We start from the raw sequence: 23,681 nt of genomic DNA on the forward strand, positions 1-23,681 counted from the left end.
GCACCATGCAACCCCTCAAGAACCTGACTGTCGTGACTTTCGAACACGCTATCGCGGCGCCGTTCGCTACGCGCCAGCTTGCCGATCTCGGTGCGCGTGTCATCAAGATCGAGCGGCCGGGGGGCGGCGACTTCGCCCGTGGATACGACGAACGCGTCCGCGGCATGGCGTCTCATTTCGTCTGGACCAATCGGTCTAAGGAAAGCCTGACCCTTGACATCAAGCATCCGGCCGCCGCAAACGTACTCAAGCGACTGATCGAGGAGAAGGCGGATGTGATAGTTCAGAACCTGGCACCAGGCGCTGCAGCGCGCCTTGGGTTAGGTTACGACACACTTTCTGCCGTCAAGCCTGAATTGATTGTTTGCGATATCTCGGGCTATGGCGATGATCCGGAGCGTCCCGGGCCGTACCGTGACAAGAAGGCCTATGATCTCCTTGTTCAAAGCGAGGCTGGTTTCGTATCGGTCACGGGAACGGACGAAGTGCCCTGCAAGGCTGGCCCTTCGATCGCCGATATTGCGGCCGCTATGTACGCCTATTCAAACATCCTGGCAGCCCTGCTGCAGCGCAGCCAGACCGGACGGGGCCAGCGCATTGACATCTCGATGCTCGAGTCGCTGACCGAGTGGAACAGCTATCCCCTCTACTACGCATTCGATGGTGCCGAGCAGCCACCACGGACCGGTGCCAGCCATGCGACCATCTACCCGTATGGACCTTTTCCGGCGGGCGACAGCGCGACAGTGATGCTGGGGCTGCAGAACGAGCGCGAATGGGCGAGCTTCTGCCGAAATGTGCTGCTGCGCCCCGAACTCGTTGACGACTCTCGCTTCGGCTCGAACTCAAGACGCGTGGCCGAGCGCGCCGCTCTGCGGCAGATTATCGTGGACACCTTTGCTTCCCTGACCGGAGCACAAGTGGTGGAGCGTCTAGAACAGGCGCAGATCGCGAATGCCCGGGTCAACGACATGCGGGGCGTCTGGGAGCACCCCCAGTTGAGGGCGCGCGGGCGCTGGACCGAAGTCAACTCGCCACAGGGCGTGCTGCCGGCACTGTTGCCGCCTGGTACATGGAACGAACGGCCTCGCATGGATCCGATACCGGCATTGGGCGAACACACCGACGCGATTCTCGCGGAACTTGGATATGCCTCCCACGAAATCGCGACGATGCACGCGGAAGGCGTTGTGTGATAGTCCCTTGTCGGGCGGCGACACATCCGACACCAATGGAGAGGTAGAACACTATGGCTTCCACCATCATCGACTCCCGCATCTTTGGCGATATGTTCAGCGACGTACGCATGCGCGAGGTCTGGTCCGACGAAAATCGAACCGCCAGGTACCTTGACATCGAACGAGCGTTGGCAAAGGTGCAGGGTGAGCTTGGCATCATCCCGCAGGAAGCAGCGGATGAAATCGTTCGCAACTGCGAACTATCGAAAATTGACTGGGTGAAGCTTAAGGCGAAGACCGAGCAGATCGGCTATCCGATTATTGCGGTGGTCAACCAGATCAACGCTAACTGCAGGGACGGGCTCGGCGAGTTCTGTCACTGGGGTGCCACGACTCAAGACATTACGGACACGGCGGCAGTGCTGCAGATGCGTGAGGGGCTTGCACTCATCGAGACGGATCTCGATGAGATCGCCGACGCGCTCGCGGCGCTGGCCAGGAAGTACCGCGACACACCGGTAATCGGTCGGTCCAACCTGCAGCAGGCAACGCCCATTACGTTCGGCTACAAGATGGCCAGCATCCTCGCCGGCATTGATCGCCACCGCGAGCGGCTGCAGCAACTGAAGCCTCGCGTGCTGATGGGGGAGTTTGGCGGAGCATCAGGTACGTTGTCCTCGCTGCAGACGGGCGCCATGGAAACACAGGCGGCGCTGATGAAAGAACTAGGTCTGGTGCAGCCGCTGATTTCCTGGCACACGGTGCGCGATACCATCGCTGAAGTTGGCGCTTTTCTCGGCCTTGTCGGTGGTTCGCTGGGCAAGATCGCGATGGATGTGAAGCTGATGATGCAGACCGAGGTTGCCGAGGTGTTCGAGCCATTCGCCCCTGGACGTGGCTCTTCGTCAACCATGCCGCAGAAGCGCAATCCGATCTCCTGTCTGTACATCCATGCCAACATTTCGGTGGCGCGACAGCATGCGGCTGCACTGATGGACGCCATGGTCGCCGACCACGAGCGTTCGACCGGGCCGTGGGAGATCGAATGGGTTTCGCTGCCGGAAATCTTCTGCCTGATTTCTGGCGCGTTGAAGCAGGCGAAGTTCGTCTTGCAGGGATTGGAAGTAGACGCAGCTCGCATGCGTGAGAATATCGACATCACGAACGGTCTGGTGATGTCCGAGGCGGTGATGATGGGGCTCGGTCCCTACATTGGCCGCGAGTACGCGCATGACCTGGTCTACGACCTCTGTCGCGAGGCTATCACTACCAACCGGCAGTTGATCGAGATTCTCGCGGCCCACCCGGAGATCAGCCGCCACGTGTCTCGCGAACAGCTAGAGGCGATGTGCGAGCCGGGAAATAATCTGGGCCAAGCTGGAGTGATGGTCGACCGGGTGTTGTCGAGTCGCGCCTAGGCTGGGCGCCCGGTTGCGTGGCGGTGGAAAGGCCGGCTGGGCTTCGCACTTGAGCTGGACTCAGGCTGCCCCACTTTGGTACCTGGCTGCGGCCCCGGTCGTCAGCGCGCCGGGCACGCCAGTTTCCCCGGCCGCCATCTCGTCCAGGTTTGCGATCGCAAAAAGTCGCATTGCAGCCGTACCGGTCACCGCCCGCGCCGGCGACCGGCACCTTTGGTACGCACTGCCCTGATCTCGCTGAGAAAATCATAAAGCTGCTGCGCTGCTGGCGTCAGTGCGCGGCTTTTACGGCGTATCAGGCCAATCTTGCGCGTGACAACCGGATCGGTCAGCGGCACGCTGACAAGGAGCGGATGGTCCGGTCCCGGCATGGCGATCGATGGCACCGCAGCAATGCCGAGGCCAGCTTCCACCAGGCCCAGCGTGGTGGTCACATGCTGAGTCTCATAGATACTCTGAGGCAATCCTTGCACGTTGGACAGTGCCTGATCAAGGAGTAGCCGATTGCCGGATGCCTTGCTAACGGAGATGTAATCATACCCGGCAAGATCGGCCCATGTGACTTGCCGCCGCTTTGCGAGCGGGTGATCGCGGCGACAAGCTGCCACGAACCGCTCCTCCAGTAACGGGCTGAATTCAATATCCGCCTCTTGTCCACCCACGAAGTTGAGGCCAAAGTCCGCTTCGCTGCGCGACACCGCTGTCAGCACCTCGTTTGCACTGGCGTCGAGAATCTTGACCCGGATCTTCGGATACTGCGCGTGGTAGCGCGAAATGACCTGCGACAGAAAGTAGTAGACCGTCGAAGGTACGCAGGCGATGGTCACCTCCCCCATGCGCGTGGTCGTCACCCCCCGTATGCCAAGCAGCGTCTGATCCAGGTCATCGAGCAGCTCCTTAACCTTTCGATCGAACTCCCGACCGACCGCAGTCAGACTCACCCGGCGCGTGGTGCGCTCCAGTAAGCGCACGCCGAGTGCCTCTTCAAGTTTTTCTATGCGCCGACTGAACGCTGGCTGGGACACATGCAGGGAGGCTGCCGCCTTGCGAAAACTGTTCAGTTCTGCCACCGCGCGGAACGCCTGAAGATCGTTGAGGTTGAAGTTGATGGTCATTGTTCGTTCTCCCGTGCCTTGAGCCACTGATCCACAGTGTGCATCAATTGATCCTAAAAACTCAATTCACTTAAGAGCGGGAAATGACGACCATACGTATGCGGCCGGACCGGCTGACGGCATAACGACATTACGGAGCAGACAAATGCAATCGACCAAGCGGCTTTTTCTCAGGGGCCTTGCCATCGCGGCTGCACTCACCACGACAAGCGTCCTGGCCGCCTACCCGGAAAAGCGGATCGCCCTGGTGGTACCCACCGCCGCAGGGGGAGCCAACGATGCCATGGCCCGAGTGGTCGGCCAGGCCATGTCATCGATCCTCAAGCAAACCGTCGTGGTCGACAACAAGGCCGGTGCCAATGGCGCCATTGCGAGCGAGTTCGTAATGCGTGCCCCCGCTGATGGCTACACGCTGCTGCTCGGTTACGTGGCCACGCATGCGATGAACCCCGCGCTCCAGACCCTGCGCTATGACCCGATCAAGGATTTCGTGCCGGTCGGGATGGTCGGCTCTTCGGCCACCGTCATGGTGGTCAATCCGAGCCTGAAGGCCGCAGATGCAAAGGCAGTTGTAGCGCTGCTCAAGGCGGCGCCCGGAAAGCTGAGCTATGCCTCTGCCGGCAATGGAACAGCCCCTCATTTCGCGGCCGAAATGTTCAAGATTTCCACTGGCACAAACATGCTCCACGTACCCTACAAGGGATCCGCACCGGCGATCAATGACACGGTTGCCGGACAGACACAGGTGATGTTTCCGAGCCTTTTTACCGCTTTGCCCCAGTTGAAGAACGGCAAGCTCAAGGCCGTCGGTATTGCGGGCAGCAAACGCTCTGCGCTGATGCCGGAAGTGCCGACCTTGAAGGAGCAGGGTATCAACGACGTTGACGTCTCCCAGTGGTACGCCATTTTTGCACCAGCAAACACCCCGGCGCCAGTCGTGGAGACGCTTAACAAGGCGCTCAATCAGGCGCTGGCCGACAAGACGGTGGTGCAGCGCCTGGAAGGCCAGGGCGCGGAAGTTACGACCATGACCACCAGCCAGATGCGCACCTTCATGCAACAGGAGCAGATCAAGTGGAAAGCGGTGGTGCAAGCTGCAAAGCTGAAGGCGGACTGAGATGAGCAAGACGATACCTTGCGTGCTGATGCGTGCAGGCACCTCGCGCGGGCCGTTCTTCCTGCGGGAATGGCTTCCAGAGGGCGATGAGGCGCGCGACCAGGCGCTGATTGGCGCCATCGGCGCGTCGGATCCGCTGCAACTGGATGGCGTCGGCGGTGGCAGTACGCTCAATAGCAAGGTCGCAATCGTTTCGCGATCGACGCAGCCTGGCTGTGATCTGGATTACCTCTTCGCGCAGGTCGGCGTCGGCAACTGCTCGGTAGATACGCGGCCGAACTGCGGCAATATGCTGTCCGGCGTTGCCCCTTTTGCCATTGAGCAGGGACTCATCCCTGCCCAGGATGGATCTACCCGTGTCCGCGTTCATAACGTCAACACGGGCGCCAGGATCGATGTGACGGTACGTACGCCGGGAGGCCGGGTGAGCTATGACGGCGACACCCGGATCGATGGCGTTGCCGGCACCGGGGCCCCGATCTTGCTCGACTTCCTCGACGCCTGGGGTGCTGTGACTGGCAAGATCTTTCCTACTGGTAAACGCATCGACCTGATCAATGGGGTCGAGGTGACCTGCATTGACGCAGCAATGCCCCTAATGATTGTTCGAGCGCGCGACCTGGGAGTCAGCGGGCGCGAGGCGCCTGCCACTCTCGATAATGACGCCGCGCTTCTCGAGCGTCTTGAGGCGTTACGCTTGCAAGCCGGACGGATGATGGGGCTCGGCGATGTCTCCGACAGCGTCATTCCTAAGCCGGTGTTAGTCGCCCCTGGCGACTCGCCGAATAGCATCACGTCGCGTTACTTTACGCCGCGCAAATGCCATGCATCTCATGCCGTCACCGGCGCCATCGGTGTGGCAAGCGCGTTCGCACTGCCAGGCACAGTTGCCAGCGAACACAGCCGCCCGGCCGGCCGGCATGCCCTGGTGGTCTTGCATCCCGCTGGACGTATTGAGGTAGAGGTGGAACTGGAAGGTGAGGGTGATGAAGCGAGTGTTATTCGCGCTGCACTCGTTCGCACGGCACGGAAGATCATGGATGGGCAACTCCACCTGCCAGACTATGTCTTCTCGCGGCCAGAACAGGCGGACCAGGCGAGCCGGGTTTCGCAATCGAAACCCCTTCGGATCATCGTGCCGACGCGCGCGGGTGGCGGCAACGATGCGGTGGCGCACCTTGTCGGCGCTCGGCTTGCACGCCTGCTTGGGCAGGAGGTAATCATCGACAATCGTGCCGGCGCCAACGGCGGGATCGCATGTGAGTATGTGGCACGGGCGGTGCCTGACGGCCAGACCCTGTTGCTCGGCTATGTGGGCACCCACGCGATGAATCCGGCGCTTCAGCAGGTGGCATACGATCCCATCGACAGCTTCGCACCGATAGGGCTGATCGGATCGTCGCCGATCCTGCTGGTTGGAAACCCCGCCCAGACGCCCGCCGAGTTGGGCACACTGATCGACAACCTGCGGCGGACGCCCCGAAGCCTCAGCTATGCTTCCGCGGGCGACGGAACGCCGCCGCACTTTGCAGCCGAGCTGTTTCAGCTGGCCACCGGCACGTCGATGCGCGGTAACACCTTCGATGGGGCGGCACCCGCGATTGCATCGATCATCGATGGGCGCTCGCAGCTCATGTTTTCCAGCCTGCTTACCGCCTATCGCCCGCTGCGCGCTGGTCAAGTGCATGCGCTGGCGGTCGCCGCTTCACGACGCATCCCTGAACTGCCCGAGGTACCGACGCTTGCGGAGTTCGGCATCGCCGGGATGGAAATGACGCAGTGGTACGCTCTCTTTGCCCCGGCAGCTACTCCTGCAAAGGTGGTGGATCAAGTCAATTGCGCCCTAAGTGAGGTGCTGACGGATCCGGAGGTTAAGCTCGGCTTCGAGACCTTTGGGGCCGCGCCTGCCCCTGGCCGACCTGAACAACTCGCTGCACGCGTGGCGGCTGAGTTGGCGCGCTGGCGGCGCGTGGTGCGGGAATCATCCTTGTTGCCATCAAAACGAAACGTTGAATCGTTTGGAGAGTGATGGTGATCTGTATGCAATTGGATGTCCCGATGCAACTGCCCGGCAATTAGCAAAGGAGAATCGCGCGCATTGCCAACTCACGCCGGATCTCTGCCTATTTTTCCTTTTAAACGATGATAACTTGCGAACCCTCGGATAGCACCGAACCGTTGGAAGATCTTCCGCTTGGGAGCGAAACCTCGCCGTCTGCGCTGGCGCGTGGTAGCGCGTTGCCAGTGGTGGTCAAGCTACTTCTGCAGCAGCCTGACGGCGATGATCTCTGGAACATTGCCTTACTCGGATACAACTGAACACCAAGTGCCTTTGTTTCCATGACTGCACGCGTGTTCTAGTGCACGGGCCAGATCAAGCTGGCCCGCAACGGCGGGGCAGCGCCTTAAAGTGCAGACGAATATCGTCCAGCAATACTGGTGCACCGCCAGAAAACCTCCAGCATTGGGCGCTCCAGCAACCAACGTCAGGTACCGGCCAATTGCGATTGTTTCCGGGCTGCGATCCCATTTCGGTCAGCTTACGCAAGTATGGAATTGACATGGCTGAGGCTGGCGCCGGCGAGTGTTGTCACCGCATCTGAAGTCTTGCCGGCTTAGGCCAGGAGGCGCGATCCGACACAATGCGCTCGCCACGCTTCAACTGGCGTGCTGTCCTAGTCAGGTTCAGGGAATGCGTGGTCTCCAGGATGCGCGCACGCGCCAACAGTGCATTGAGAGCGGGTAGCTTCGCTGGTCCTTTCCAGGCGAACAGCGTGTAATTGGCACTGTCTTCGGCAAGGGAGAGGGACATCGACTGGCCGAATGCGGTACTGGCCTGCTCCAGGTAAAACGGGATATCGGGATCGCTCTCCAAAAAGTTCGCGACCAGCACCCCCGTATTGGCAAGCCGTGCATGACAGGCGGCATAGAAGTCGGCGGTGCCAAGCTGTACCGGCATGCCGTGGGCAAGAAACCCGTCCACCAGGATCACGTCGGGACGCGCGTTCTGGTTTGCGACATATTCGGCGCCATCCGCGCAAACCACTTCGAGTCGTTCATCCTCCGGAGGGATCTGGAACTGTTCGCGCAAGGCGATGACCTCCGGGTTGATCTCAATTGCCACAACTTTGGTATGGGGTAGATGGCGGTGGCAGTATTTGGCAAGTGAGCCGCCACCCAAGCCGATCATCGAGATTCTGGCTGGAGCCGGATGCAACAGCAGGAATCCCATCATCGTCCGGGTGTAACCCAGCACGAGCTTGTCGGGATCCTTGAGTGACATGAGGCTTTGGGTGGCCAGTGCGTTGAAATGCAGCGAAAGCGCATGCCGGGTTTCCAACACCTGGGGCGCCCCGTCGCTGGCCGCCTCTGCCAGGAATTTCATATAGGCCTCGAACGAGGAGCGGTCGGCTTGCATCTGGTCGGTTTTCACTAGAGAGACTTGGGGAGCGCCTCTCCCCGCAGCAGTGCGGCGACGGTGACGAGAGCAGCCGCCTCGTCTGGTCCGATTGTCTGGATTCGCATATGCGTGCCCGCCCGCGCAGACAGCCGCATGACCTCCATCACGTCCTTTGCATTGGCAACCCAGGGCCCGCTGGCGAGCAAGATCTCGCACTCGAACTGATTGGCCGTGAAAGCCAACCTCGCTGAGTTACGTCCCTGAAATGCGTCCCTGGCAGTGAGTTCGATCGTTACTTCTACCACTGATCCCTCATCAAGAAATAGTGCGCCTCAAGCCCCATCTGAACTGGCGTGCGGTCGGCGCGTCGTCGGATGCGCCGCATCCGTGTAGTTGTATACTATGATAATACAATTATCATGCAATGATACTCAAGAGCATATGGAAACGAAGACTGCTCGTCTGACCGTATTGATTGACCCGGTGAAGAAGAAGGCTTTTGAGGCGCTGTGTGCTGCCCAGGACCAAACACCGTCGCAAGTCGTTCGCCAGTTGATTCGTGACTATCTGCAACAGCACGAGGTCGACTACGCCACCAGGCCGAAAGCACCTTCGCTGGTAGAGGACGTGGGTGACGCGCCGTAGGAATTTCCTTCACCTGAGCCAGGCAGGTTGGATCCCTTCGCTGGTGGACCAGTCGCGAGCAGCGCCCTCCGACCTATGATGAGAAAGTTGGAGGGGGCGGACGAGGACCGCCTTCAATGCATCTCCCCTGTCTGCCGAAACTGCTCACGCGCCCAAGCGTGCGGCGACCATCCGCATGCTTCACGAGCGGATACGTTTGAGCCGCGTTCAGGCGAAGCTGAGGCCCGAGGGCTACGGCGGGATTCCCGATACTCTTCCAGCCCGTGGTTGGAGCGTGCTGCCTCCGACGCAATGTAGTCTGCCCGCCGGCGAGGGCGGTATACTTGCGGCCCTTCGCTACACACCGAAAGCTTACCCATGAGCGCGTTGCCTTCTTGCCCGAAATGTAAGTCCGAGCTCACCTATGAAGACGGAGGGCTCTTCATTTGTCCGGAATGCGCTCATGAATGGTCGGCGCAGACATCGGCGCCGGCCGAAGCGGAGGTCAGGATTTATCGCGATTCAGCGGGCAACGTACTCGAGGATGGGGATACTGTCACTGTCATCAAAGATCTCAGGCTGAAAGGATCGGCCGGTGTGATCAAGATGGGCACCAAGGTAAAGAACATTCGCTTGGTCGACGGTGACCACGATATCGATTGCAAGATCGACGGCATTGGTGCCATGAGCCTGAAATCAGAGTTCGTAAAGAAGGTTTGACGTCGGCGGCGACCGTGCGCTATTGGGCCAGGTCGCATAGAGAATCGACGAGCCGGTGTCTCAAACCGGCTACTGGCGCTGCGCTGCCCTGAGGTGCGTAGCGTTGCGGGCGATGAGCAAAGTGGCGGCGAAAAGGACCGCTGGCGTGCCGGGCCCCTTGATGTCATTCATCTGCTCAAGCAGGTTTCTGGCCATACCGCCCCGGATCGCGCAGGGGGGGCGCCACGCGCGATACCACGCGGACGATCATGGGTTGAAGGGTGGCGTTGGGATGACGGGACGATCCCCGCCGAGCGGTTGCGACTGGTCCATTGAACGTAGCGCCAGGCATGCCAGGAGAGCGCCAATGCACTGGATCGCCAGCATGCCAAGCGCCATTCGGGTGATCGAGACCGAAAGGAGCGGCATGACCAGCGCGGACAACAGCGCATTTCCGACCTGCTGAAACGTCAGGTAGCAACTGGCCGCCAGGCCTCGACGCTCCGGCGCGCAATCCAGAGCGAGCAATTGCAGGCTCGGCTGGGTCAGCATCATGCCGAAGGCAAAGCATGGCAGAGCCATCACGATCCACGGCAGCGCGGGTGCATGGGACATGGCGAGGGAAAGATTGACCACTGCCGCAGCGAACATGAGGACGTGCCCCCCGGCGATGGTCTTCCCTGGGCTCACCCTGCCAGCAACACCAAACAGCGTGAGCGAGCCTAGCAGCAAGCCCGTCACAATCGGCACGAACAGCCATGCGAAGGATTGCGGATTCAATCCGAGGTGCTGCGTGACGAAGCTGGGCGCGCCGAGTACATAGACGTAGATGGCCATGTTGACGCCAGCATTGGCCAGCGCCAGCAACACAAAGCCGGGATTGGAAAGAACGTCGCGATACGCCCGGGCAAGCCGGACGGGACGCAGCGCATGCCGTGCGGGCGGCGGCAGGGTTTCAGGCAGCCACAGCCAGCAAGTCCAGAGCAAGCCTGCGGACAGCAGGGCAAGAAAGAGGAAGATGCTTCGCCATCCCGCCCAGGCCAGCAGTAAGCCACCGCAGACCGGTGCCAGGGCGGGGGCCAGCGCGAACAGCATGCCGACCAGGGCCAGTTGCCTTTGTGCGGTTGCCCCGCTGGCGACGTCCCGGACCATGGCCCGACCAACGACGGCGCCAACTCCCGCACTCAGCCCCTGCAAGAAGCGGCCCGCGTACAAGGTCTCTATCTGCGAAGCCGCTGCACAGACCAGCGACCCCAAGGCAAACAGCGCGAGTCCGGCGAGGACGGACCGGCGACGGCCGATTGCGTCGGAGATGGCTCCGTGCCACAGCATCATCAGCCCGAAGGGAAGCATGTATGCCGTCAGAGACTGCTGTACTTCTGCCGGACTGGCCGACAACGCCGCGCCGAGGGTGCCGAAGGCGGGCAGATAGGTCCCGATGGCGAATTGACCAAGCATCACGAGGCCGCCCACGAGTATCGTAAAGCGCGGCCCGGTCCTGGTTGTGGCCGGCACCTGCGCTGGCATCTCCGGGCTTATCAGGTTCATGGAATCATCGCGTAACATCATGCTACCCATAAATGGATAACCGGCTGGAGATGGCGAGCGGACTGCCTTCTCCCATGGAGGTGGAGCGCGCGGGTCGCGGCGCTTTACGTGGCAGGTGGAATCAGGCAGGTACAGGGACGGACGATCCCCCGTACCTCCACGCGGTTGGATCCCGGCTTACAGAACCAAGATCCGCAATGCAATGACCGGATGCAGCTATCCTGCGTCTCCTTTTGCTATGGCTTCAACGCATGGCGCGTTGCTATCAAGGTAAGCGCTGGGGCTATTTCCAGGCTTTGCCTTCCATGCCAAAAGCTTTGCGTTCGGCGCCAGGAAACGGCGTCGCGTTTCTCGGCTTGATCGGGGTCAATGACCGGCCGCTGCAACTGGTCGATGTGCTGCGTACCAGTGATTCGCGCATGGAGTCGAGCGAATGGACTCCGAGCCCTTTTGCAAAGCGCGGAACGCGCACGAATCCGGCCTAGGAGGCTGCCGCGCGCAAAGCGCTGGAACAAGTGGTGGCCAAGTATCCCGGCACCGAAGGCGCGCGTGCGGCGAACAACCGGATGAGGACGCTGAAGTAAGTGCGTGCGGCTTCCAGCCGGCCGCACCACGCGCCGAAGGCCCTGCTTTAGGTGGGTCTCCGGATTTTGACTATGAGGTTGGAAAGCTTTGCTGCAAGCGGCTCCGGAAGGGGCGCCGTATCAATCCGCGACACAAGGACGATCACCCTGATTGAGCGTGCTGCTGGTCAATCCGGGATGATCGTGCTTTCGTAGCGAAATGAAACCCCTCGAGGTCGCGCAAGGGCCAGGGTCGGAGAAGGAATCGCATCGGGCCGCATGGCTAGAGGCTACGTTTCAAAGCAAGAGCGGCACGCCGATCGCCAGGAACACAGCAATGTAGATCACGCCAAAGATGGCGCCAAGCCTCCAGTAGTCACTGGCGGGCAGGTAGCCGCTGCCGAAATAGACCGGGCTCGGACCGGTGCCATAGGGTGTGAGGATGCCCATGAGGCCCAGCGTCAGGGCCAGCATCAACGCAAAGGATTCCATCGGCATGCCGGGTATGGTCGAGCCGACGCTGAGCATGACCGGAAGCATCGCCGTCGTATGGGCGGTGACGCTGGCGAACATGTAATGCGTGAAGTAGAAAACCAGCACCAGGATCACTGCCGCTGCCAGTGGCGGAAAGCCGCTCATGTGGCTGGCCATGGTGTCGGAGAACCACTTAACGAAGCCGGTCCGGCTCAGGCCGTCCGCCAGCGCGATAAGCGTTGCAAACCACGCCAGGGTATTCCACGCCTGCTTGTTCGCAAGCATGTCGTTCCAGCTCACCACACCGGTCACCAGCATCAGGCCAATGACCATCAACGCCGCGGTGGTCGCATTGACGTGCTTATCGCCGAAGATCCAGAGCGCCAGCGCGACCAGCACCAGCAGCGCGAGCAGCAACTCCCGGCGGCTAGGCGGACCCATTTGCTGGAGTTCACGCGCAGCCCAGGCCGGCACTTCCGTGCCTTCCTTCACTTCCGGCGGATACAGCAAGTAGGCGAGGAGCGGCACGGCCAGCAACAGCAGGATCCCGACGGGCGCGAAGGCCATGAACCACTGCATCCAGCTCAGGTCGACCTGGACCGTCTTGCGGATCAGCTCGGCGGCGAGCAGGTTGGGCGCCAGCGCGGTGAGGAACATCGAACTGGTAACGCACGTGGTGGCGATCGCGGTCCACATGATGTACGAGCCGATCCGCCGTGCCGACGGATCGTTCGGCTTCGAGTCGTACAGCGGCGGCAGGTTGCGGATGACGGGAAAGATGGTGCCGCCGCTGCGCGCGGTATTGGACGGGGTAAACGGCGCCAGCAATGCATCGGCCATCATCACCGCATAGCCCAGCGTCAACGTCCTGCGGCCCATCGCCCGTACCAGCAACAAGGCGATGCGCCGGCCCAGGCCGGTCTTCTCGTATCCCAGCGCGAACATGAAGGCGCCAAAGATCAGCCACACCGTACTGTTGCCAAATCCGGAAAGCGCCCACGCGAGGGCCGCGTTGGCCGGGTTGAAGCCGGGCTTGGCCAGTTGCTCGGGGCTGTAGAACACCCATTCACACAGCACGGTCACCAGCGTCACCGCGATCAGGCCAATGGCGGCGCCCGGGAGCGGCTCGAGCATCAGCCCCACGATGACGCCCACAAAGATTGCGAAGTATAGCCACGTGTGCAGCGCAAGCCCCGCCGGCGCCGGGATCAGGGCAACCACAATCGCTGCAACGACGGGCGCAAGCGCCTTCAGCCAGGTTTCCATGCGGCTCCCTTAGGCAAAGACCTTCGCTGTGCTATGGTTTATATGACCTTTTCGGACCGAGCGCCAGTAAATGTGCGGCTGGCGCCCCCGACCTACAGAGTGTGCAATGGTACGTCTGAGCATCGAAGGGCGGCCGATCGAGGCGCCGGCAAACTGCTCCATCCTCCAGGCCTTCCTGCACGCGGGAGAAATGCTGGTCGAAGGAGTGGGCTGCATGGGCCAGGGCGTGTGCGGCTCGTGCCGGGTCATGGTGCGCCGCAGCGGCGAGCAGGATGTGCGCACGGCGCTGGCCTGCGAGACGCTGGTCGAAGACGGCATGCAGGTCGCTTTCCTGGACTACTTCACCGCGTCGGAGCGGCACGTCTATCGCATGGACGAGATCGGCGAGAGCTGGGAGGCCTTGCAGACGATCGCCACGACCTTTCCTGAGGCCGCGCATTGCCGCCACTGCAGCGGATGCGACCGCGCTTGCCCGAAGGAACTGGCAGTCCAGCAGGGCGTGCAATTCGCGGTGGAAGGCAAGCTCACGGCGGCCAGCCAGGTCTTCGACGAATGCGTCATGTGCAACCTCTGCACGCTGGCCTGCCCGGAACACATTCGCCCCAACCATCTTGGCCTGTTCGTGCGGCGGATGATCGCGGCGCAAACGCTGCGGCCGGCCAATCTGATGCTGCGCCTGCAGCAGATCGAAAGCGGCGCGATGACGATCGACTTTGACGCGCCCGGCGCACAGCCGCTGCGCTGACGGGGGCACACGACCATGCCGACCGGCATCCCATACGACGAAGCGCGCCGGCGCTACCGGCCCGGCGCCGCGGCGGCGATGCGCGCCGACGACGCCAGCGTCGAAGCGCTGCTCAAGGGCTATCACCCTGACCACGGGCCCGATGCGCGCGTCGCGCTGGCCGTTGGCGTGAACCGTGGCGAGCCCTGCCAGCCGGATCTCGCGCGCTGCCTGCAGGCTAACGCGCTGATCGATGACGTCGACATCGCCGGTGCCCAACTGGTCTCCACCGATGTGCTGATCATCGGCGGCGGCGGGGGCGGCTGCGCGGCGGCATTGACCGCGGCCGGGCAGGGCGCGCAGGTGATCCTCGCCACCAAGCTGCGCCTGGGCGACAGCAACACCGTCATGGCCGAGGGGGGGATCCAGGCGGCCATCGGCGAGGATGACAGTCCGCAACTGCACTTCGAGGACACTCTGCGCGCCGGCCATTTTCGCGGTGAGCCGGAACTGGTGGCGCAAATGGTGATGGACGGACCGGATGTGATCCGCTGGCTGATCCGGCTGGGCATGATGTTCGACCAGGAGGAGGACCGTCCCTTTGGTGGCAACCTGCTGCGCAAGAAGCCGGGCGGGGCGTCCGCTGCGCGCATCCTGTCCCATCGGGACTACACCGGGCTGGAGATGATGCGCGTGCTGCGCGAGGCAGTGGACCTGGAGCCCGGGATTGCCGTGTGGAACCGCTGTCCCGCGGTCGAGCTGCTGTCCGACGAACGCGGCCGCTGCGCCGGCGCCGTGATCTACAACCTCGAATGGCGCACCTTCATGCTGGTGCGCGCGCGTGCCGTGATTCTCGCCACCGGCGGGGCGGGGCGGCTGCACCTGAACAGCTTCCCCACGTCCAATCACTATGGCGCTACCGCGGACGGCCTGGTGCTTGCCTATCGGCTGGGCGCGCGGCTGCGCGAGCTCGATTCGTTCCAGTACCACCCCACTGGCATCGCCTACCCGCCGCACCTGGCGGGCGGCCTGATCTCGGAGGCGGCGCGCTCGGCCGGCGCGCGGCTGCTCAACGGCGAGGGCGAGCGCTTTGTCGATGAGCTCAAGGCCCGCGACGTCGTGGCTTCGGCCATCCTGCGCGAATGCGCGCAGGGTCGCGGCATCGAGCGGGGCGGGCAGGTCGGGGTATTCCTCGACACCCCGACGCTGGAAATGGAGAACCCCGGCATCCTGGCCAGGCGCCTGGTCACACTGCGCCATCTCGCGCACAAGTGCGGACAAGATGCGGCGCAGGAGCCTTTCCTGGTCTATCCGACCCTGCATTACCAGAATGGTGGCGTTGCCGTCGACAAGGAAGGCGCGACCAGCGTGCCGGGACTTTACTGCGTGGGCGAGGTCACGGGCGGCATCCACGGGCGCAACCGGCTGATGGGCAACGCGCTGCTCGATATCCTGAGCATGGGTCGGCGTGCCGGAGCCAGCGCGGCGCAAGCCGGGCGCGCCGGGATGGCCGTGCGCGCCGGCATCGGCCACGTGCACGCGTGGCAGCGGGAACTGACGCTGGCCGGGCTGCCACTGCATGTCAAGGCACCGCAGCTGTTTCCCGGCTATGCGCATTTCGACCTGCGCGTCGATGCCGGATTGCGCGCCGGCGTACGGGGCCGCACGGTCGGCGGCACGCGGTGACCGATCCACGGAGCGCGCGATGGAACACCTGAATCAGGTACTCCTCAATGACGATATCCGCGTCGGCGCGGACCTCGATGGCTGGCTTGCGCGGGGCGGCGGAGAGGGGCTGGCCAGGGCGCTGCGCGATCCGGCCACGATCATTGCGGAAATCGAACAGGCGGACCTGCGCGGGATGGGCGGCGCCGGCTTCGCGACGCATCGCAAGTGGGCGCCGGTGGCCGCGGCCGCGGATGGCGACAAATACATCATCTGCAATGGCAATGAAGACGAGCCGGGAACCTTCAAGGACCGGTTCTTGCTGGAACATACGCCGCACCAGGTCATAGAGGGCGCCCTGATCGCCGCGGCCGCCACCCGTGCCAACCACGTCGTGCTGTACGTCAATCCGCACCAGCCGCAGGCCCTCGACATGACGCGGCAGGCGGTGCAGCAGTGGCAGGCGCATGCGCAGTTCGCCGAACTGGCGCAACGGGTCGGCGGGCCGGTATCGCTCAGCGTCGTGCCGAGTTCGGGCTTGTACATCGGCGGCGAGGAGACCGCGGTGATCGCGAGCGTGGAGGGCGGGTTCCCGTTTCCGCGCCGCAAGCCGCCTTTTCCCGCCCAACACGGAGTGCATGGCGCACCGACGGTCGTCAACAACACCGAGACGCTGGCCCACGTGCCCGGCATCCTGCGCCACGGCGCGCAGTGGTATCGCAGCCTCGGCATCGGCAATGCCGCGGGCACCAAGCTGTATTCGCTGTCGGGCGACGTGCTGCGGCCCGGGCTGTACGAGCTGCCGATGGGCACGAGCCTGGAGACCCTGGTGTTCGGGCATGGCGGCGGCATGCTCCAGGGCAAGGAGTTCAAGGCGGTCTTTACGGGCGGGCCTTCCAATACCCTGCTGACCAAGCGCGACCTCGACGTGGCACTGGACTTCGATTCCGTGCGGCAACGTCGTTCGCGGCTGGGGACCGGCGCGATGATCGTGGTGTCGGAAGGGACCAGCATCGTCCGCAAGGTGGCCGAGTATGTGAGCTTCTTCGCGCAGGGTTCGTGCGGCCAGTGCCCGCCATGCAAGGGCGGGACCTTCCAGCTGATGCGGCTGCTCAATCGGATCGATACCGGCCGCGGGGTGCGCGCGGACGTGGAAGCGTTGGAAAACCTGTGCCGCATCCTTCCGGGCAGCGGGCGCTGTGGCCTGATCGATGGCGCCGTGACGGTGGTGAACAGCTCCCTGGATCAGTTCCGGGAAGAATACGAGGCGCTTCTGATGGCATAGTCCCAGCAAGCGCGGCTGCCCGGCAGGACATCCGGCGCGGTCATGGAGTCAACCATGCATTGCATTGCAGCTTGCGTGCTGTCCTTGTCGGTGCCACTGGTTTCCGCATGCGGAAAGACCGAGCAGCTGCATACTGCTGAGAGCAGACGATGGCAACAGCCATGTTGCCCAATGCCAGGCCCTTTTCTGACTTGCGAAGAGGGACAGCCGGAATTCAATGGAGGGCATCACCATGCAGCACACCCGTATTGGCCTCGCAATAGCTCCCTTGCTCGCGCTGGCGGCATGCACCTACTATGGTTACCCCGCGCCGGGAGCACCGGCCAGCTACGAGCGCTCGTTCTACGCCGCGGCAGATGCGATGCGGGACCAGGGAGTGGTGATCACTGCCCAAGAGGCGAACACCGGCACTGTCGCAGGCACGGCAGGCAGTGATATCGTTACGGCCACCGTTCGCCAGCAGGGCGACGGCAGCGTACGGGTCGAATTCAACGCGGCCAATCCTCGCGACACCGGTTTGCTTGACCGCATTTCACGCAGCTATGACCGTCGCATGGGGCGCTGACACGGGCCGCAGCCGCCTTGGCCAGCATGACGGGCTAGCGCGGCAGGAAGAAAAAAGTAAGGGCGAGGGCGATGTAGACGACCAGGAGTTGTGCGCCCTTGAACCAGTCGGCGTGGCCGTCGCTCGCCATTTGTGCCGTGACCACGACGGAGAGAATCACAATCAGAACGAGAGCTGGACGGAAGGACAGATCCATCGGGGCTGGCCCCAGAAAGTGGCTTGCCAGCACCAGCACTGGCGCGACAAATAACGCCACCTGCACACTTGAACCCACCGCAATGGAAAACGACAGGTCCATCCGGTTCCTGAGGGCTGCGGTAATGGCCGACGCATGCTCGGCGGCGTTGCCGAGTATCGCGACCACGAATGCGCCGACGAAAATGTCGCTCAATGCGTAATCGCGCATAAGCGGGGCAAGCGAGCCCACCATGATCTCGCTCACCCAGGCTGTGCCTACGGTGGCTGTCGCCAATAAAGCCAGCGCCCGCCCTGAGGAAGAGGGGTTGGCCTTCATCTCCTCGCCGTCGGTGCCAACGCTCTGAGCCTCGTAGGCGCTTCGGAACAGCCCAGGGTGCGTGACCAGCGAGAACAGCAGATACAGCGCATAGACGACAAGAAGTGCGAACGAAATCCAGACGCTGAGTTGGTGCAGCGCTGCGGTCTTTCCCTCTACCGCTTCGAAGGTGGCAGGAAGAATCAGGGCAACGGCAGACAATATCAGCATGGTTGCCTGAGAACGTGCGCCGCGCGGGTTAAACCGTTGCTCGGGATACCGAATGCCCCCGACAAGCATCGCGGCTCCAAACACCAGCAGCAGGTTCCCGACAATGGAACCGACGATGGAGGCTTCCACCACTTCGTGGAGCCCGGCGCGCAAAGCGGCCAGTGCGATGATAAGTTCCGCCGCGTTGCCGAAGGTTGCATTGAGCAATCCCCCGACCGCCTCTCCCATACGTTCCGCCAACTGCTCGGTGGCATGGCTCATGCATCCCGCAAGCGGCAGGATCGCCAGGGAGGATGCAATAAAGATGAGCAGATGTTGATCAGCAGCCAGGAGTTCCAATGCAATCGCGATCGGGACAAAAATGAGAAGCAAATTCATCCACATGGATGACCTCCTTCTTCCGGGTAGGCCAGACCGTGCTCAGAGGCTGATTCAATCACCCAAGGACCGAAGAGGCGCTGTCACGCGCCGTCCGTGAGGATCCGCTTGCCAGGGATGCAGCCCTGGCAGGTGCCCCCGGATAATCGGTTTCCATCGCGGGAGAAGCACGCGCGCCGCGTCAGTTCAGCATAGCGCACCCCAATTCCGCTAGCAGCGGTCATTCAGCCGGTGGAAGATTCTCTTATCTCAGCGTCAGAAAAAATTCAATTCTGTTGTCGCGGAAGGCGACGGTGAGTATCAGCAAGACGGATGTTCCGCACTGGCCGCACCACACCCACCAAGTCGCTAGTACTGAAATAGTTGCCGGGTGCGGAGAGTCGTTGCCGGGTGCGGAGAGTCGGTTCGGCTTGCAGGTGAACAGGTAATAGCCCATCAGGCAAAAGGAAGGCGTCACCTCCCACTGGACCGGGACCTGTGGTACGGGCAGCAGAATGTCCTTTACTCCTGCGCCAGGCACGAACGCCTTGGTCGCATCCGCAGGCCCTTGTGTACCGGCAATATTGGCGATGAATACGCTTTCGCCCAGGGAACTACCTGGTTGCCGGGCTTGAACCTGAGCTGCGTGTTTTCCATCGGCACCGCGCCGCAGACATAGGCATCCAGCAGCTGGGCACGCGACGCCGCTGCCAAACTGGGCAACCGTTCCTACCGCAACTCGCAATGCATGCACAGTGCGGGCGGAATGCCAGCAATCTTCAATGTGTGCGAGGCACGGACCGCGGCGGGAAGCGTCTCAGCCGAGATCAGCGTGAATCCGTATCGAGAGAAATAGCTTGGCGCATGGCTGGTCGCCAGTACCGCGCGGCGCGCCCCCTGGGCGCGAGCGCGCATCAGGACAGCGGACACCAGATGGGTCGCCACGCCCTGTTGTCGGTACTTAGGAAGAACGGCAACCGAGCGTATCACGGCGACGTCGTCAAACCGCTCCACGCCGGCACATCCGATAATTTCGCCGTTGAGTTCGGCGACATGGAAGGCGTCTTGATCTCCACCCAGAAGGGGATCGACCGCGCCGCCGAGATCATCCACTTGGAGGTTGCACGCCGCGACGACCGTGGCCACGGCGGGTAGATCGTTGCTTGTCGCAAGACGAATGCGCAGGTCTCTGAGCATGATAAAGCGATGCGCCGGGAATGCTCTTAACCCGGCAAACAGTATGGCTGTCGTTCGAGCATTCAAAGTACCGTGTCAGACCCATGTCCGCCTAGGTTTTCGGACACGGGGAAAACCCCGGATTCCGCGAGCGGATTCAACCCGGGACTTGGCTGATCTCGCGGGCAGCGCATCCTGATTCAGCACTCTTTGGCACTACCGCAATAGCTGCCCCGCCTATAGTGAAACTCTGGTAGTGCAAGCGGCTCCACTCTGGCAAGAGGCGCAACGATGCGTCGGGGATGCGGCCCAAGACGTTGCGGTGCTGTTCGATGCGCTGGCCAGACTCGAGTCTCGATGAGAAGTTCTTTTTTCTGAATGGTGGGGTTGTACTGGTCCTCAGGGAGGTACCGTCATGGAGATCGAATCGCTCACTTACCAAAGCGTCGAGACCCGTGCGGTTCTGATTCCGTTAAGGCGATCGATCATCTCGAAGGTGGGTGCATACGACCAGTGGCCGCTGATTCTGGTCGACCTATACACCCGGGAAGGTATTGTCGGCCGCAGCTATCTTGAGCCATATCTGGTGCAGGCGGCGAAGTACATTGTGCCGGCGATCCGGGATCTCGCGGCATCGCGGGCCGGCAGCAGGATCGCACCGCTGGATGACTTCCAGAATGCCCGACGCTCAACGCATCTGCTGGGCTACGAAGGCATCGCGATGATCGCTATCGCAGGGCTCGACATAGCCGCGTGGGACGCGCTCGGCAAGGCTGCGGGCCTGCCTCTGGCCGCGTTGCTTGGCGGGACAGTGGGCAACGTGCAGGCGTACAACAGTAACGGGCTATGGCTGAGTAACGTGGACGGTCTTGCCGAAGAGGCAAGTTCGCTCGTTGCCGAGGGAGAGTTCAACGCTCTGAAACTGCGGCTGGGCCGCGAAAAGCTGCAAGACGACCTCGATGCCATTCGCGCCGTGCGCGAAGCGGCAGGGGACGAGATCAAGCTAATGGTGGATTTCAACCAGGGCCTGTCGTTTGATGAAGGTCTGCGCCGCTGCCATGCGCTCGACGATGAGGGGCTATATTGGTTCGAAGAGCCTCTCGCCTACAACAACACCAGCGGTCATGCGCAACTGGCCCGTGAGATCAAGACGCCGATCCAACTGGGCGAGAACTTCTATGGTCCGCGCGAATTGTTGAAGGCAGTGCAGGCCGAGGCATGTGACTGCGTCATGCTGGACATGATGCGGATCGGCGGCGTTTCGGGGTGGCTGCGATCTGCGCCGATCGCTTCGGCAGCGGGAATCCCTGTCTCCACGCATCTGTATCCGGAAATCTGCGCACACCTGATGCGCATCACCGAGTCAGCGCACTGGCTGGAATGGCAGGACTGGGCCTATCCCGTGCTGAAGGAGCCCTTTGCACTTGCGGGTGGCCAACTGGCGGTGCCGGACAGGCCTGGATTAGGCATCGGGTGGGACGAGAGCGCGGCAAAGCGGTTTCAGTACGACTAACGCTGGCGGCGACGCGCACGACGAACGTTGGTGTTGGGAGTTCGAGAAGATTACCGCAGCCGATGACGCTTCTATGGCATATGAGCCACCCCGGAATGCGCCGCTAACTGCTGGCAACGGCGGCCGCTTCGTCCGGCTGCCAGCCGCCGCCCAGCGCCTTGAATGCCGCGACGGCCGCGCGCGCTGCCTCCGTTTGCGCCTGTGCGCGGGCGTCTGACGCGCGCAACAGACTTTCATCGGCTTGCAGCACTTCGATCAGGCTGACGACGCCCTTCTGGTAGGCGGCAAACGAAGCGTTGCGGGCGCGGCCGAGCGAGTCCACGCCTTGGGCGAGCACGGCCGCCTGCTCCTCGCGCTTGACCAGCGTGGAGAAGGCGCCTTCGACGTCTTCCGCGGCGCGCAGCACGGCGAGCCGGTAGGCGGCGAGCATTTCCGCCTCTTGCCCCCTGGCCTGGTCGATTTGCGCATTGATGCGGCCGAAATCGAACAGGCGCCAGCGCAGGCCCAGCACGCCGGCAAACTGGCTGGCACCGCTGCCGAACAGGCTTCCGGCACCCAGCGACGTGGCGCTGCCGAGCAGCCCGCCGAGCGAGAATTTCGGGTAATACTCCGCCATGGCGACGCCGATGCGCGCGCTGGCAGCCGCCAGGCGGCGCTCGGCGACGATCAGGTCGGGGCGGCGTCGCAGCAATTCGCCGGGCGATGCGGTCGGGGTGAGCTGCGGCGCGGCCGGGATCTCCCCGCCTTGCGCAAGCTCAGCGCGGTGCGTACCCGGCAGCGAGCCGAGCATCACGTCGAGCGCGTTCATGGCTGCATCGAGGGCCGCTTCAAGCTGCGGGATGGAAGCGCGGACCTGCGCCAGCGCGCCTTCGGCTTGCCTGACCCGAAGCTCGGCCGCCAGTCCCTTGCCGTACAGCAGGTTGACGGTGGACAGCAGATCCTGCTGCGTCTGCGCCTGGTGGCGCGCCACCTGCAGGCGCGTCTGCAAGCCACGGATGGTGATGTAGATGTCGGCAGTCTGTGCGGCCACGGCCAGCCGTGTGGCCACCGCGCCCGCCTGGGAGGCCTGGTAGTCGGCCAGCGCCGCCTCGCGGCCACGGCGCAGGCCGCCGAATACGTCCAGTTCCCAGCTTGCGCTGGCATCGACCGCGAAAGCGTTGCCGTAGCGGTCGAAGCCAGGGCTTGTATTCAACACGCGGCCCAGAGGGGTTTCGACGGACTGGTACGCGCGCGCAGCGTGGCCGGTGACATTGCCGGAAGGCAACAACGCGGCGTTGGCTGCGCCAAGGCCGGCACGGGCTTGCGTGACGCGGGCGAAGGCCTGCGCCAGGTCCAGGTTCTGTGCCAGCGTGACCTGCACCAATCGCGTCAGTTCCGGATCGCCAAAGCCGGCCCACCACGCGGAAAGATCGGCTGTGGTGTTGACGGTTCGCTGTTCGACCGCCGTCTGTCCCAGGAATCGTTGAGGGACCGGTACTTCGGGTTTCGCATAGTCCGGGCCGACGGCACAACCGCTTGCCAGGCCGGCAAGGTAGAGGGCGGCAAAGGAACGCTTTGGCAACATGGGATCTTCCATTCAATCGGAGTTTTGGTGACTATAGTGCAAAACGGTCACAAGTTGTTCGATTATCCTGACTCGCGTAAGCTGTGCCCATGAAAGCCACTCCTTACCCCATCTCGGCCCGTGGCCCGGCGGACCACGACGTGCGTGACCAGATCGTCACCGCTGCCACCGAGCACTTCAGCCGCTACGGCTACGAGAAGACCGCCGTTTCCGACCTGGCCAAGGCCATTGGTTTCTCCAAGGCGTACATCTACAAGTTCTTCGAGTCCAAGCAGGCCATTGGCGAGATGATCTGCGCCAACTGCCTGCGCGAGATCGAGGCCGAGGTGGATGCCGCCATGGCCGCCGCCGACTCCCCGCCGGAGAAACTGCGGCGCATGTTCCGCGCCTTGACCGAGGCCAGCCTTCGCCTGTTTTCGCAGGACCGCAAGCTGTACGAGATCGCCGCGTCGGCGGCGACCGAGCGCTGGCAGGCGGTGATCGCCTACGAGGAACGCATCCAGAAGCTGCTGCGCGAGGTCCTGCAGCAAGGCCGGGAGAGCGGCGACTTCGAGCGCAAGACGCCGCTTGACGAAGCCACCAAGGCCATCTACCTGGTCATGCGCCCGTACATGAACCCGTTGCTGTTGCAGCACAGCTTCGATCACACGCAAAGTGCGCCCGGGCTGCTTTCCAGCCTCGTACTGCGCAGCCTTTCGCCCTGACG

At 62.6% G+C, this 23,681-nt stretch carries 22 protein-coding genes and 1 pseudogene; 14 read left to right on the forward strand and 9 right to left on the reverse strand.

Features of this window, described 5'->3' with window-relative positions:
* Positions 1-5: 5 nt before the first annotated feature.
* Both CBM2586_RS07120 and CBM2586_RS07125 read left to right on the forward strand, forming a co-directional pair.
* On the forward strand, positions 6-1,196 hold the full coding sequence (locus CBM2586_RS07120; protein ID WP_115687109.1) for a CaiB/BaiF CoA transferase family protein: 1,191 nt from the start codon (positions 6-8) through the stop codon (positions 1,194-1,196).
* A 53-nt stretch (positions 1,197-1,249) separates the two neighbouring features.
* Positions 1,250-2,596 (forward strand): class-II fumarase/aspartase family protein, encoded by a 1,347-nt coding sequence (locus CBM2586_RS07125; RefSeq protein WP_115662254.1) that lies wholly within the window; start codon positions 1,250-1,252, stop codon positions 2,594-2,596.
* 185 nt (positions 2,597-2,781) lie between these two features.
* Here CBM2586_RS07125 and CBM2586_RS07130 read toward each other — a convergent pair whose 3' ends face one another.
* On the reverse strand, positions 2,782-3,711 hold the full coding sequence (locus CBM2586_RS07130) for a LysR family transcriptional regulator (RefSeq protein ID WP_115662253.1): 930 nt from the start codon (positions 3,709-3,711) through the stop codon (positions 2,782-2,784).
* Positions 3,712-3,856: 145 nt separating this feature from the next.
* Between CBM2586_RS07130 and CBM2586_RS07135 the strand changes: the two genes are divergently transcribed.
* Positions 3,857-4,828, forward strand: coding sequence for a Bug family tripartite tricarboxylate transporter substrate binding protein (locus CBM2586_RS07135; protein WP_115687110.1), 972 nt, complete (start codon positions 3,857-3,859; stop codon positions 4,826-4,828).
* A gap of 1 nt (position 4,829) precedes the next feature.
* Positions 4,830-6,857, forward strand: a complete 2,028-nt coding sequence (locus CBM2586_RS07140; protein ID WP_115662251.1) for a 4-oxalomesaconate tautomerase — start codon at positions 4,830-4,832, stop codon at positions 6,855-6,857.
* Positions 6,858-7,418: 561 nt separating this feature from the next.
* Here the strand turns inward: CBM2586_RS07140 and CBM2586_RS07145 are convergent.
* Together CBM2586_RS07145 and CBM2586_RS07150 are read right to left on the reverse strand one after the other, a co-directional pair.
* Positions 7,419-8,246 carry a fused MFS/spermidine synthase gene (locus tag CBM2586_RS07145; protein WP_115688676.1) on the reverse strand — a complete coding sequence of 276 codons (828 nt, stop codon included), beginning with the start codon at positions 8,244-8,246 and terminating at the stop codon, positions 7,419-7,421.
* 14 nt (positions 8,247-8,260) lie between these two features.
* Complete coding sequence (locus tag CBM2586_RS07150) at positions 8,261-8,533, reverse strand: HPr family phosphocarrier protein (protein ID WP_115687111.1); 273 nt, start codon at positions 8,531-8,533, stop codon at positions 8,261-8,263.
* A 136-nt stretch (positions 8,534-8,669) separates the two neighbouring features.
* Between CBM2586_RS07150 and CBM2586_RS07155 the strand changes: the two genes are divergently transcribed.
* Positions 8,670-8,873, forward strand: a complete 204-nt coding sequence (locus CBM2586_RS07155; RefSeq protein WP_115687112.1) for a CopG family transcriptional regulator — start codon at positions 8,670-8,672, stop codon at positions 8,871-8,873.
* Between the two features lie 357 nt (positions 8,874-9,230).
* A complete protein-coding gene (locus CBM2586_RS07160) occupies positions 9,231-9,572 on the forward strand; it encodes a zinc ribbon domain-containing protein YjdM (protein WP_115687113.1) in 342 nt (113 codons plus the stop codon).
* Positions 9,573-9,818: 246 nt separating this feature from the next.
* Here CBM2586_RS07160 and CBM2586_RS07165 read toward each other — a convergent pair whose 3' ends face one another.
* Complete coding sequence (locus tag CBM2586_RS07165; RefSeq protein ID WP_240987900.1) at positions 9,819-11,099, reverse strand: multidrug effflux MFS transporter; 1,281 nt, start codon at positions 11,097-11,099, stop codon at positions 9,819-9,821.
* A gap of 251 nt (positions 11,100-11,350) precedes the next feature.
* Between CBM2586_RS07165 and CBM2586_RS07170 the strand changes: the two genes are divergently transcribed.
* Both CBM2586_RS07170 and CBM2586_RS32010 read left to right on the forward strand, forming a co-directional pair.
* Positions 11,351-11,584 carry a hypothetical protein gene (locus CBM2586_RS07170; RefSeq protein WP_145987394.1) on the forward strand — a complete coding sequence of 78 codons (234 nt, stop codon included), beginning with the start codon at positions 11,351-11,353 and terminating at the stop codon, positions 11,582-11,584.
* Positions 11,585-11,683 (forward strand): annotated as a pseudogene (locus tag CBM2586_RS32010) (tol-pal system protein YbgF); the annotation flags it as partial.
* Between the two features lie 276 nt (positions 11,684-11,959).
* Here CBM2586_RS32010 and CBM2586_RS07175 read toward each other — a convergent pair.
* On the reverse strand, positions 11,960-13,402 hold the full coding sequence (locus CBM2586_RS07175) for an anion permease (RefSeq protein ID WP_115662247.1): 1,443 nt from the start codon (positions 13,400-13,402) through the stop codon (positions 11,960-11,962).
* A gap of 106 nt (positions 13,403-13,508) precedes the next feature.
* On the opposite strand from CBM2586_RS07175, the gene CBM2586_RS07180 reads away from it, so the two are divergent.
* The 4 genes from CBM2586_RS07180 (at position 13,509) to CBM2586_RS07195 (ending at position 17,641) form a co-directional block, all read left to right on the forward strand.
* Entirely contained in the window at positions 13,509-14,147 is a 639-nt protein-coding gene (locus tag CBM2586_RS07180; RefSeq protein ID WP_115687114.1) for a 2Fe-2S iron-sulfur cluster-binding protein, read from the forward strand.
* A 15-nt stretch (positions 14,148-14,162) separates the two neighbouring features.
* Entirely contained in the window at positions 14,163-15,812 is a 1,650-nt protein-coding gene (locus tag CBM2586_RS07185) for an FAD-binding protein (RefSeq protein WP_115687115.1), read from the forward strand.
* A 19-nt stretch (positions 15,813-15,831) separates the two neighbouring features.
* A complete protein-coding gene (locus CBM2586_RS07190; protein WP_115662244.1) occupies positions 15,832-17,076 on the forward strand; it encodes a complex I 51 kDa subunit family protein in 1,245 nt (414 codons plus the stop codon).
* A 217-nt stretch (positions 17,077-17,293) separates the two neighbouring features.
* Positions 17,294-17,641, forward strand: a complete 348-nt coding sequence (locus CBM2586_RS07195) for a hypothetical protein (protein WP_231942483.1) — start codon at positions 17,294-17,296, stop codon at positions 17,639-17,641.
* 34 nt (positions 17,642-17,675) lie between these two features.
* On the opposite strand, the gene cax is transcribed toward CBM2586_RS07195, so the two are convergent.
* The 3 genes from cax to CBM2586_RS07210 all read right to left on the reverse strand — a co-directional run bounded on the left by cax (position 17,676) and on the right by CBM2586_RS07210 (position 19,919).
* The gene (cax, locus tag CBM2586_RS07200) at positions 17,676-18,749 is read right to left on the reverse strand and encodes a calcium/proton exchanger (protein WP_115662243.1); all 1,074 of its coding nucleotides are present in this window, start codon (positions 18,747-18,749) and stop codon (positions 17,676-17,678) included.
* Positions 18,750-18,987: 238 nt separating this feature from the next.
* Complete coding sequence (locus tag CBM2586_RS07205) at positions 18,988-19,476, reverse strand: DUF1302 family protein (protein WP_240987901.1); 489 nt, start codon at positions 19,474-19,476, stop codon at positions 18,988-18,990.
* A complete protein-coding gene (locus tag CBM2586_RS07210) occupies positions 19,452-19,919 on the reverse strand; it encodes a GNAT family N-acetyltransferase (protein WP_115662242.1) in 468 nt (155 codons plus the stop codon). Before CBM2586_RS07210 ends, CBM2586_RS07205 begins: the two co-directional genes overlap by 25 nt.
* A 394-nt stretch (positions 19,920-20,313) precedes the next feature.
* On the opposite strand from CBM2586_RS07210, the gene CBM2586_RS07215 reads away from it, so the two are divergent.
* Positions 20,314-21,411, forward strand: a complete 1,098-nt coding sequence (locus CBM2586_RS07215) for an enolase C-terminal domain-like protein (RefSeq protein ID WP_115687116.1) — start codon at positions 20,314-20,316, stop codon at positions 21,409-21,411.
* 103 nt (positions 21,412-21,514) lie between these two features.
* Here CBM2586_RS07215 and CBM2586_RS07220 read toward each other — a convergent pair whose 3' ends face one another.
* Positions 21,515-22,975, reverse strand: a complete 1,461-nt coding sequence (locus CBM2586_RS07220) for an efflux transporter outer membrane subunit (protein ID WP_115662240.1) — start codon at positions 22,973-22,975, stop codon at positions 21,515-21,517.
* An 89-nt stretch (positions 22,976-23,064) separates the two neighbouring features.
* Here CBM2586_RS07220 and CBM2586_RS07225 point away from each other — a divergent pair, with 89 nt between their 5' ends.
* Complete coding sequence (locus tag CBM2586_RS07225) at positions 23,065-23,679, forward strand: TetR/AcrR family transcriptional regulator (RefSeq protein ID WP_115662239.1); 615 nt, start codon at positions 23,065-23,067, stop codon at positions 23,677-23,679.
* Positions 23,680-23,681 lie beyond the last annotated feature (2 nt).

Source organism: Cupriavidus taiwanensis (genome assembly GCF_900250115.1).
In the GTDB taxonomy this organism is placed as follows: domain Bacteria; phylum Pseudomonadota; class Gammaproteobacteria; order Burkholderiales; family Burkholderiaceae; genus Cupriavidus; species Cupriavidus taiwanensis_B.

What these genes read in the sequence shown, in the direction of transcription:
- CBM2586_RS07120 (WP_115687109.1), top strand. Translation starts at nt 6, where the DNA reads ATGCAACCCCTCAAGAACCTGACTGTCGTGACTTTCGAACACGCTATC.
- CBM2586_RS07125 (WP_115662254.1), top strand. Translation starts at nt 1,250, where the DNA reads ATGGCTTCCACCATCATCGACTCCCGCATCTTTGGCGATATGTTCAGC.
- CBM2586_RS07130 (WP_115662253.1), bottom strand. Translation starts at nt 3,711, where the DNA reads ATGACCATCAACTTCAACCTCAACGATCTTCAGGCGTTCCGCGCGGTG.
- CBM2586_RS07135 (WP_115687110.1), top strand. Translation starts at nt 3,857, where the DNA reads ATGCAATCGACCAAGCGGCTTTTTCTCAGGGGCCTTGCCATCGCGGCT.
- CBM2586_RS07140 (WP_115662251.1), top strand. Translation starts at nt 4,830, where the DNA reads ATGAGCAAGACGATACCTTGCGTGCTGATGCGTGCAGGCACCTCGCGC.
- CBM2586_RS07145 (WP_115688676.1), bottom strand. Translation starts at nt 8,246, where the DNA reads ATGCAAGCCGACCGCTCCTCGTTCGAGGCCTATATGAAATTCCTGGCA.
- CBM2586_RS07155 (WP_115687112.1), top strand. Translation starts at nt 8,670, where the DNA reads ATGGAAACGAAGACTGCTCGTCTGACCGTATTGATTGACCCGGTGAAG.
- CBM2586_RS07160 (WP_115687113.1), top strand. Translation starts at nt 9,231, where the DNA reads ATGAGCGCGTTGCCTTCTTGCCCGAAATGTAAGTCCGAGCTCACCTAT.
- CBM2586_RS07165 (WP_240987900.1), bottom strand. Translation starts at nt 11,099, where the DNA reads ATGAACCTGATAAGCCCGGAGATGCCAGCGCAGGTGCCGGCCACAACC.
- CBM2586_RS07170 (WP_145987394.1), top strand. Translation starts at nt 11,351, where the DNA reads ATGGCGCGTTGCTATCAAGGTAAGCGCTGGGGCTATTTCCAGGCTTTG.
- CBM2586_RS07175 (WP_115662247.1), bottom strand. Translation starts at nt 13,402, where the DNA reads ATGGAAACCTGGCTGAAGGCGCTTGCGCCCGTCGTTGCAGCGATTGTG.
- CBM2586_RS07180 (WP_115687114.1), top strand. Translation starts at nt 13,509, where the DNA reads ATGGTACGTCTGAGCATCGAAGGGCGGCCGATCGAGGCGCCGGCAAAC.
- CBM2586_RS07185 (WP_115687115.1), top strand. Translation starts at nt 14,163, where the DNA reads ATGCCGACCGGCATCCCATACGACGAAGCGCGCCGGCGCTACCGGCCC.
- CBM2586_RS07190 (WP_115662244.1), top strand. Translation starts at nt 15,832, where the DNA reads ATGGAACACCTGAATCAGGTACTCCTCAATGACGATATCCGCGTCGGC.
- CBM2586_RS07195 (WP_231942483.1), top strand. Translation starts at nt 17,294, where the DNA reads ATGGAGGGCATCACCATGCAGCACACCCGTATTGGCCTCGCAATAGCT.
- cax (WP_115662243.1), bottom strand. Translation starts at nt 18,749, where the DNA reads ATGTGGATGAATTTGCTTCTCATTTTTGTCCCGATCGCGATTGCATTG.
- CBM2586_RS07210 (WP_115662242.1), bottom strand. Translation starts at nt 19,919, where the DNA reads ATGCTCAGAGACCTGCGCATTCGTCTTGCGACAAGCAACGATCTACCC.
- CBM2586_RS07215 (WP_115687116.1), top strand. Translation starts at nt 20,314, where the DNA reads ATGGAGATCGAATCGCTCACTTACCAAAGCGTCGAGACCCGTGCGGTT.
- CBM2586_RS07220 (WP_115662240.1), bottom strand. Translation starts at nt 22,975, where the DNA reads ATGTTGCCAAAGCGTTCCTTTGCCGCCCTCTACCTTGCCGGCCTGGCA.
- CBM2586_RS07225 (WP_115662239.1), top strand. Translation starts at nt 23,065, where the DNA reads ATGAAAGCCACTCCTTACCCCATCTCGGCCCGTGGCCCGGCGGACCAC.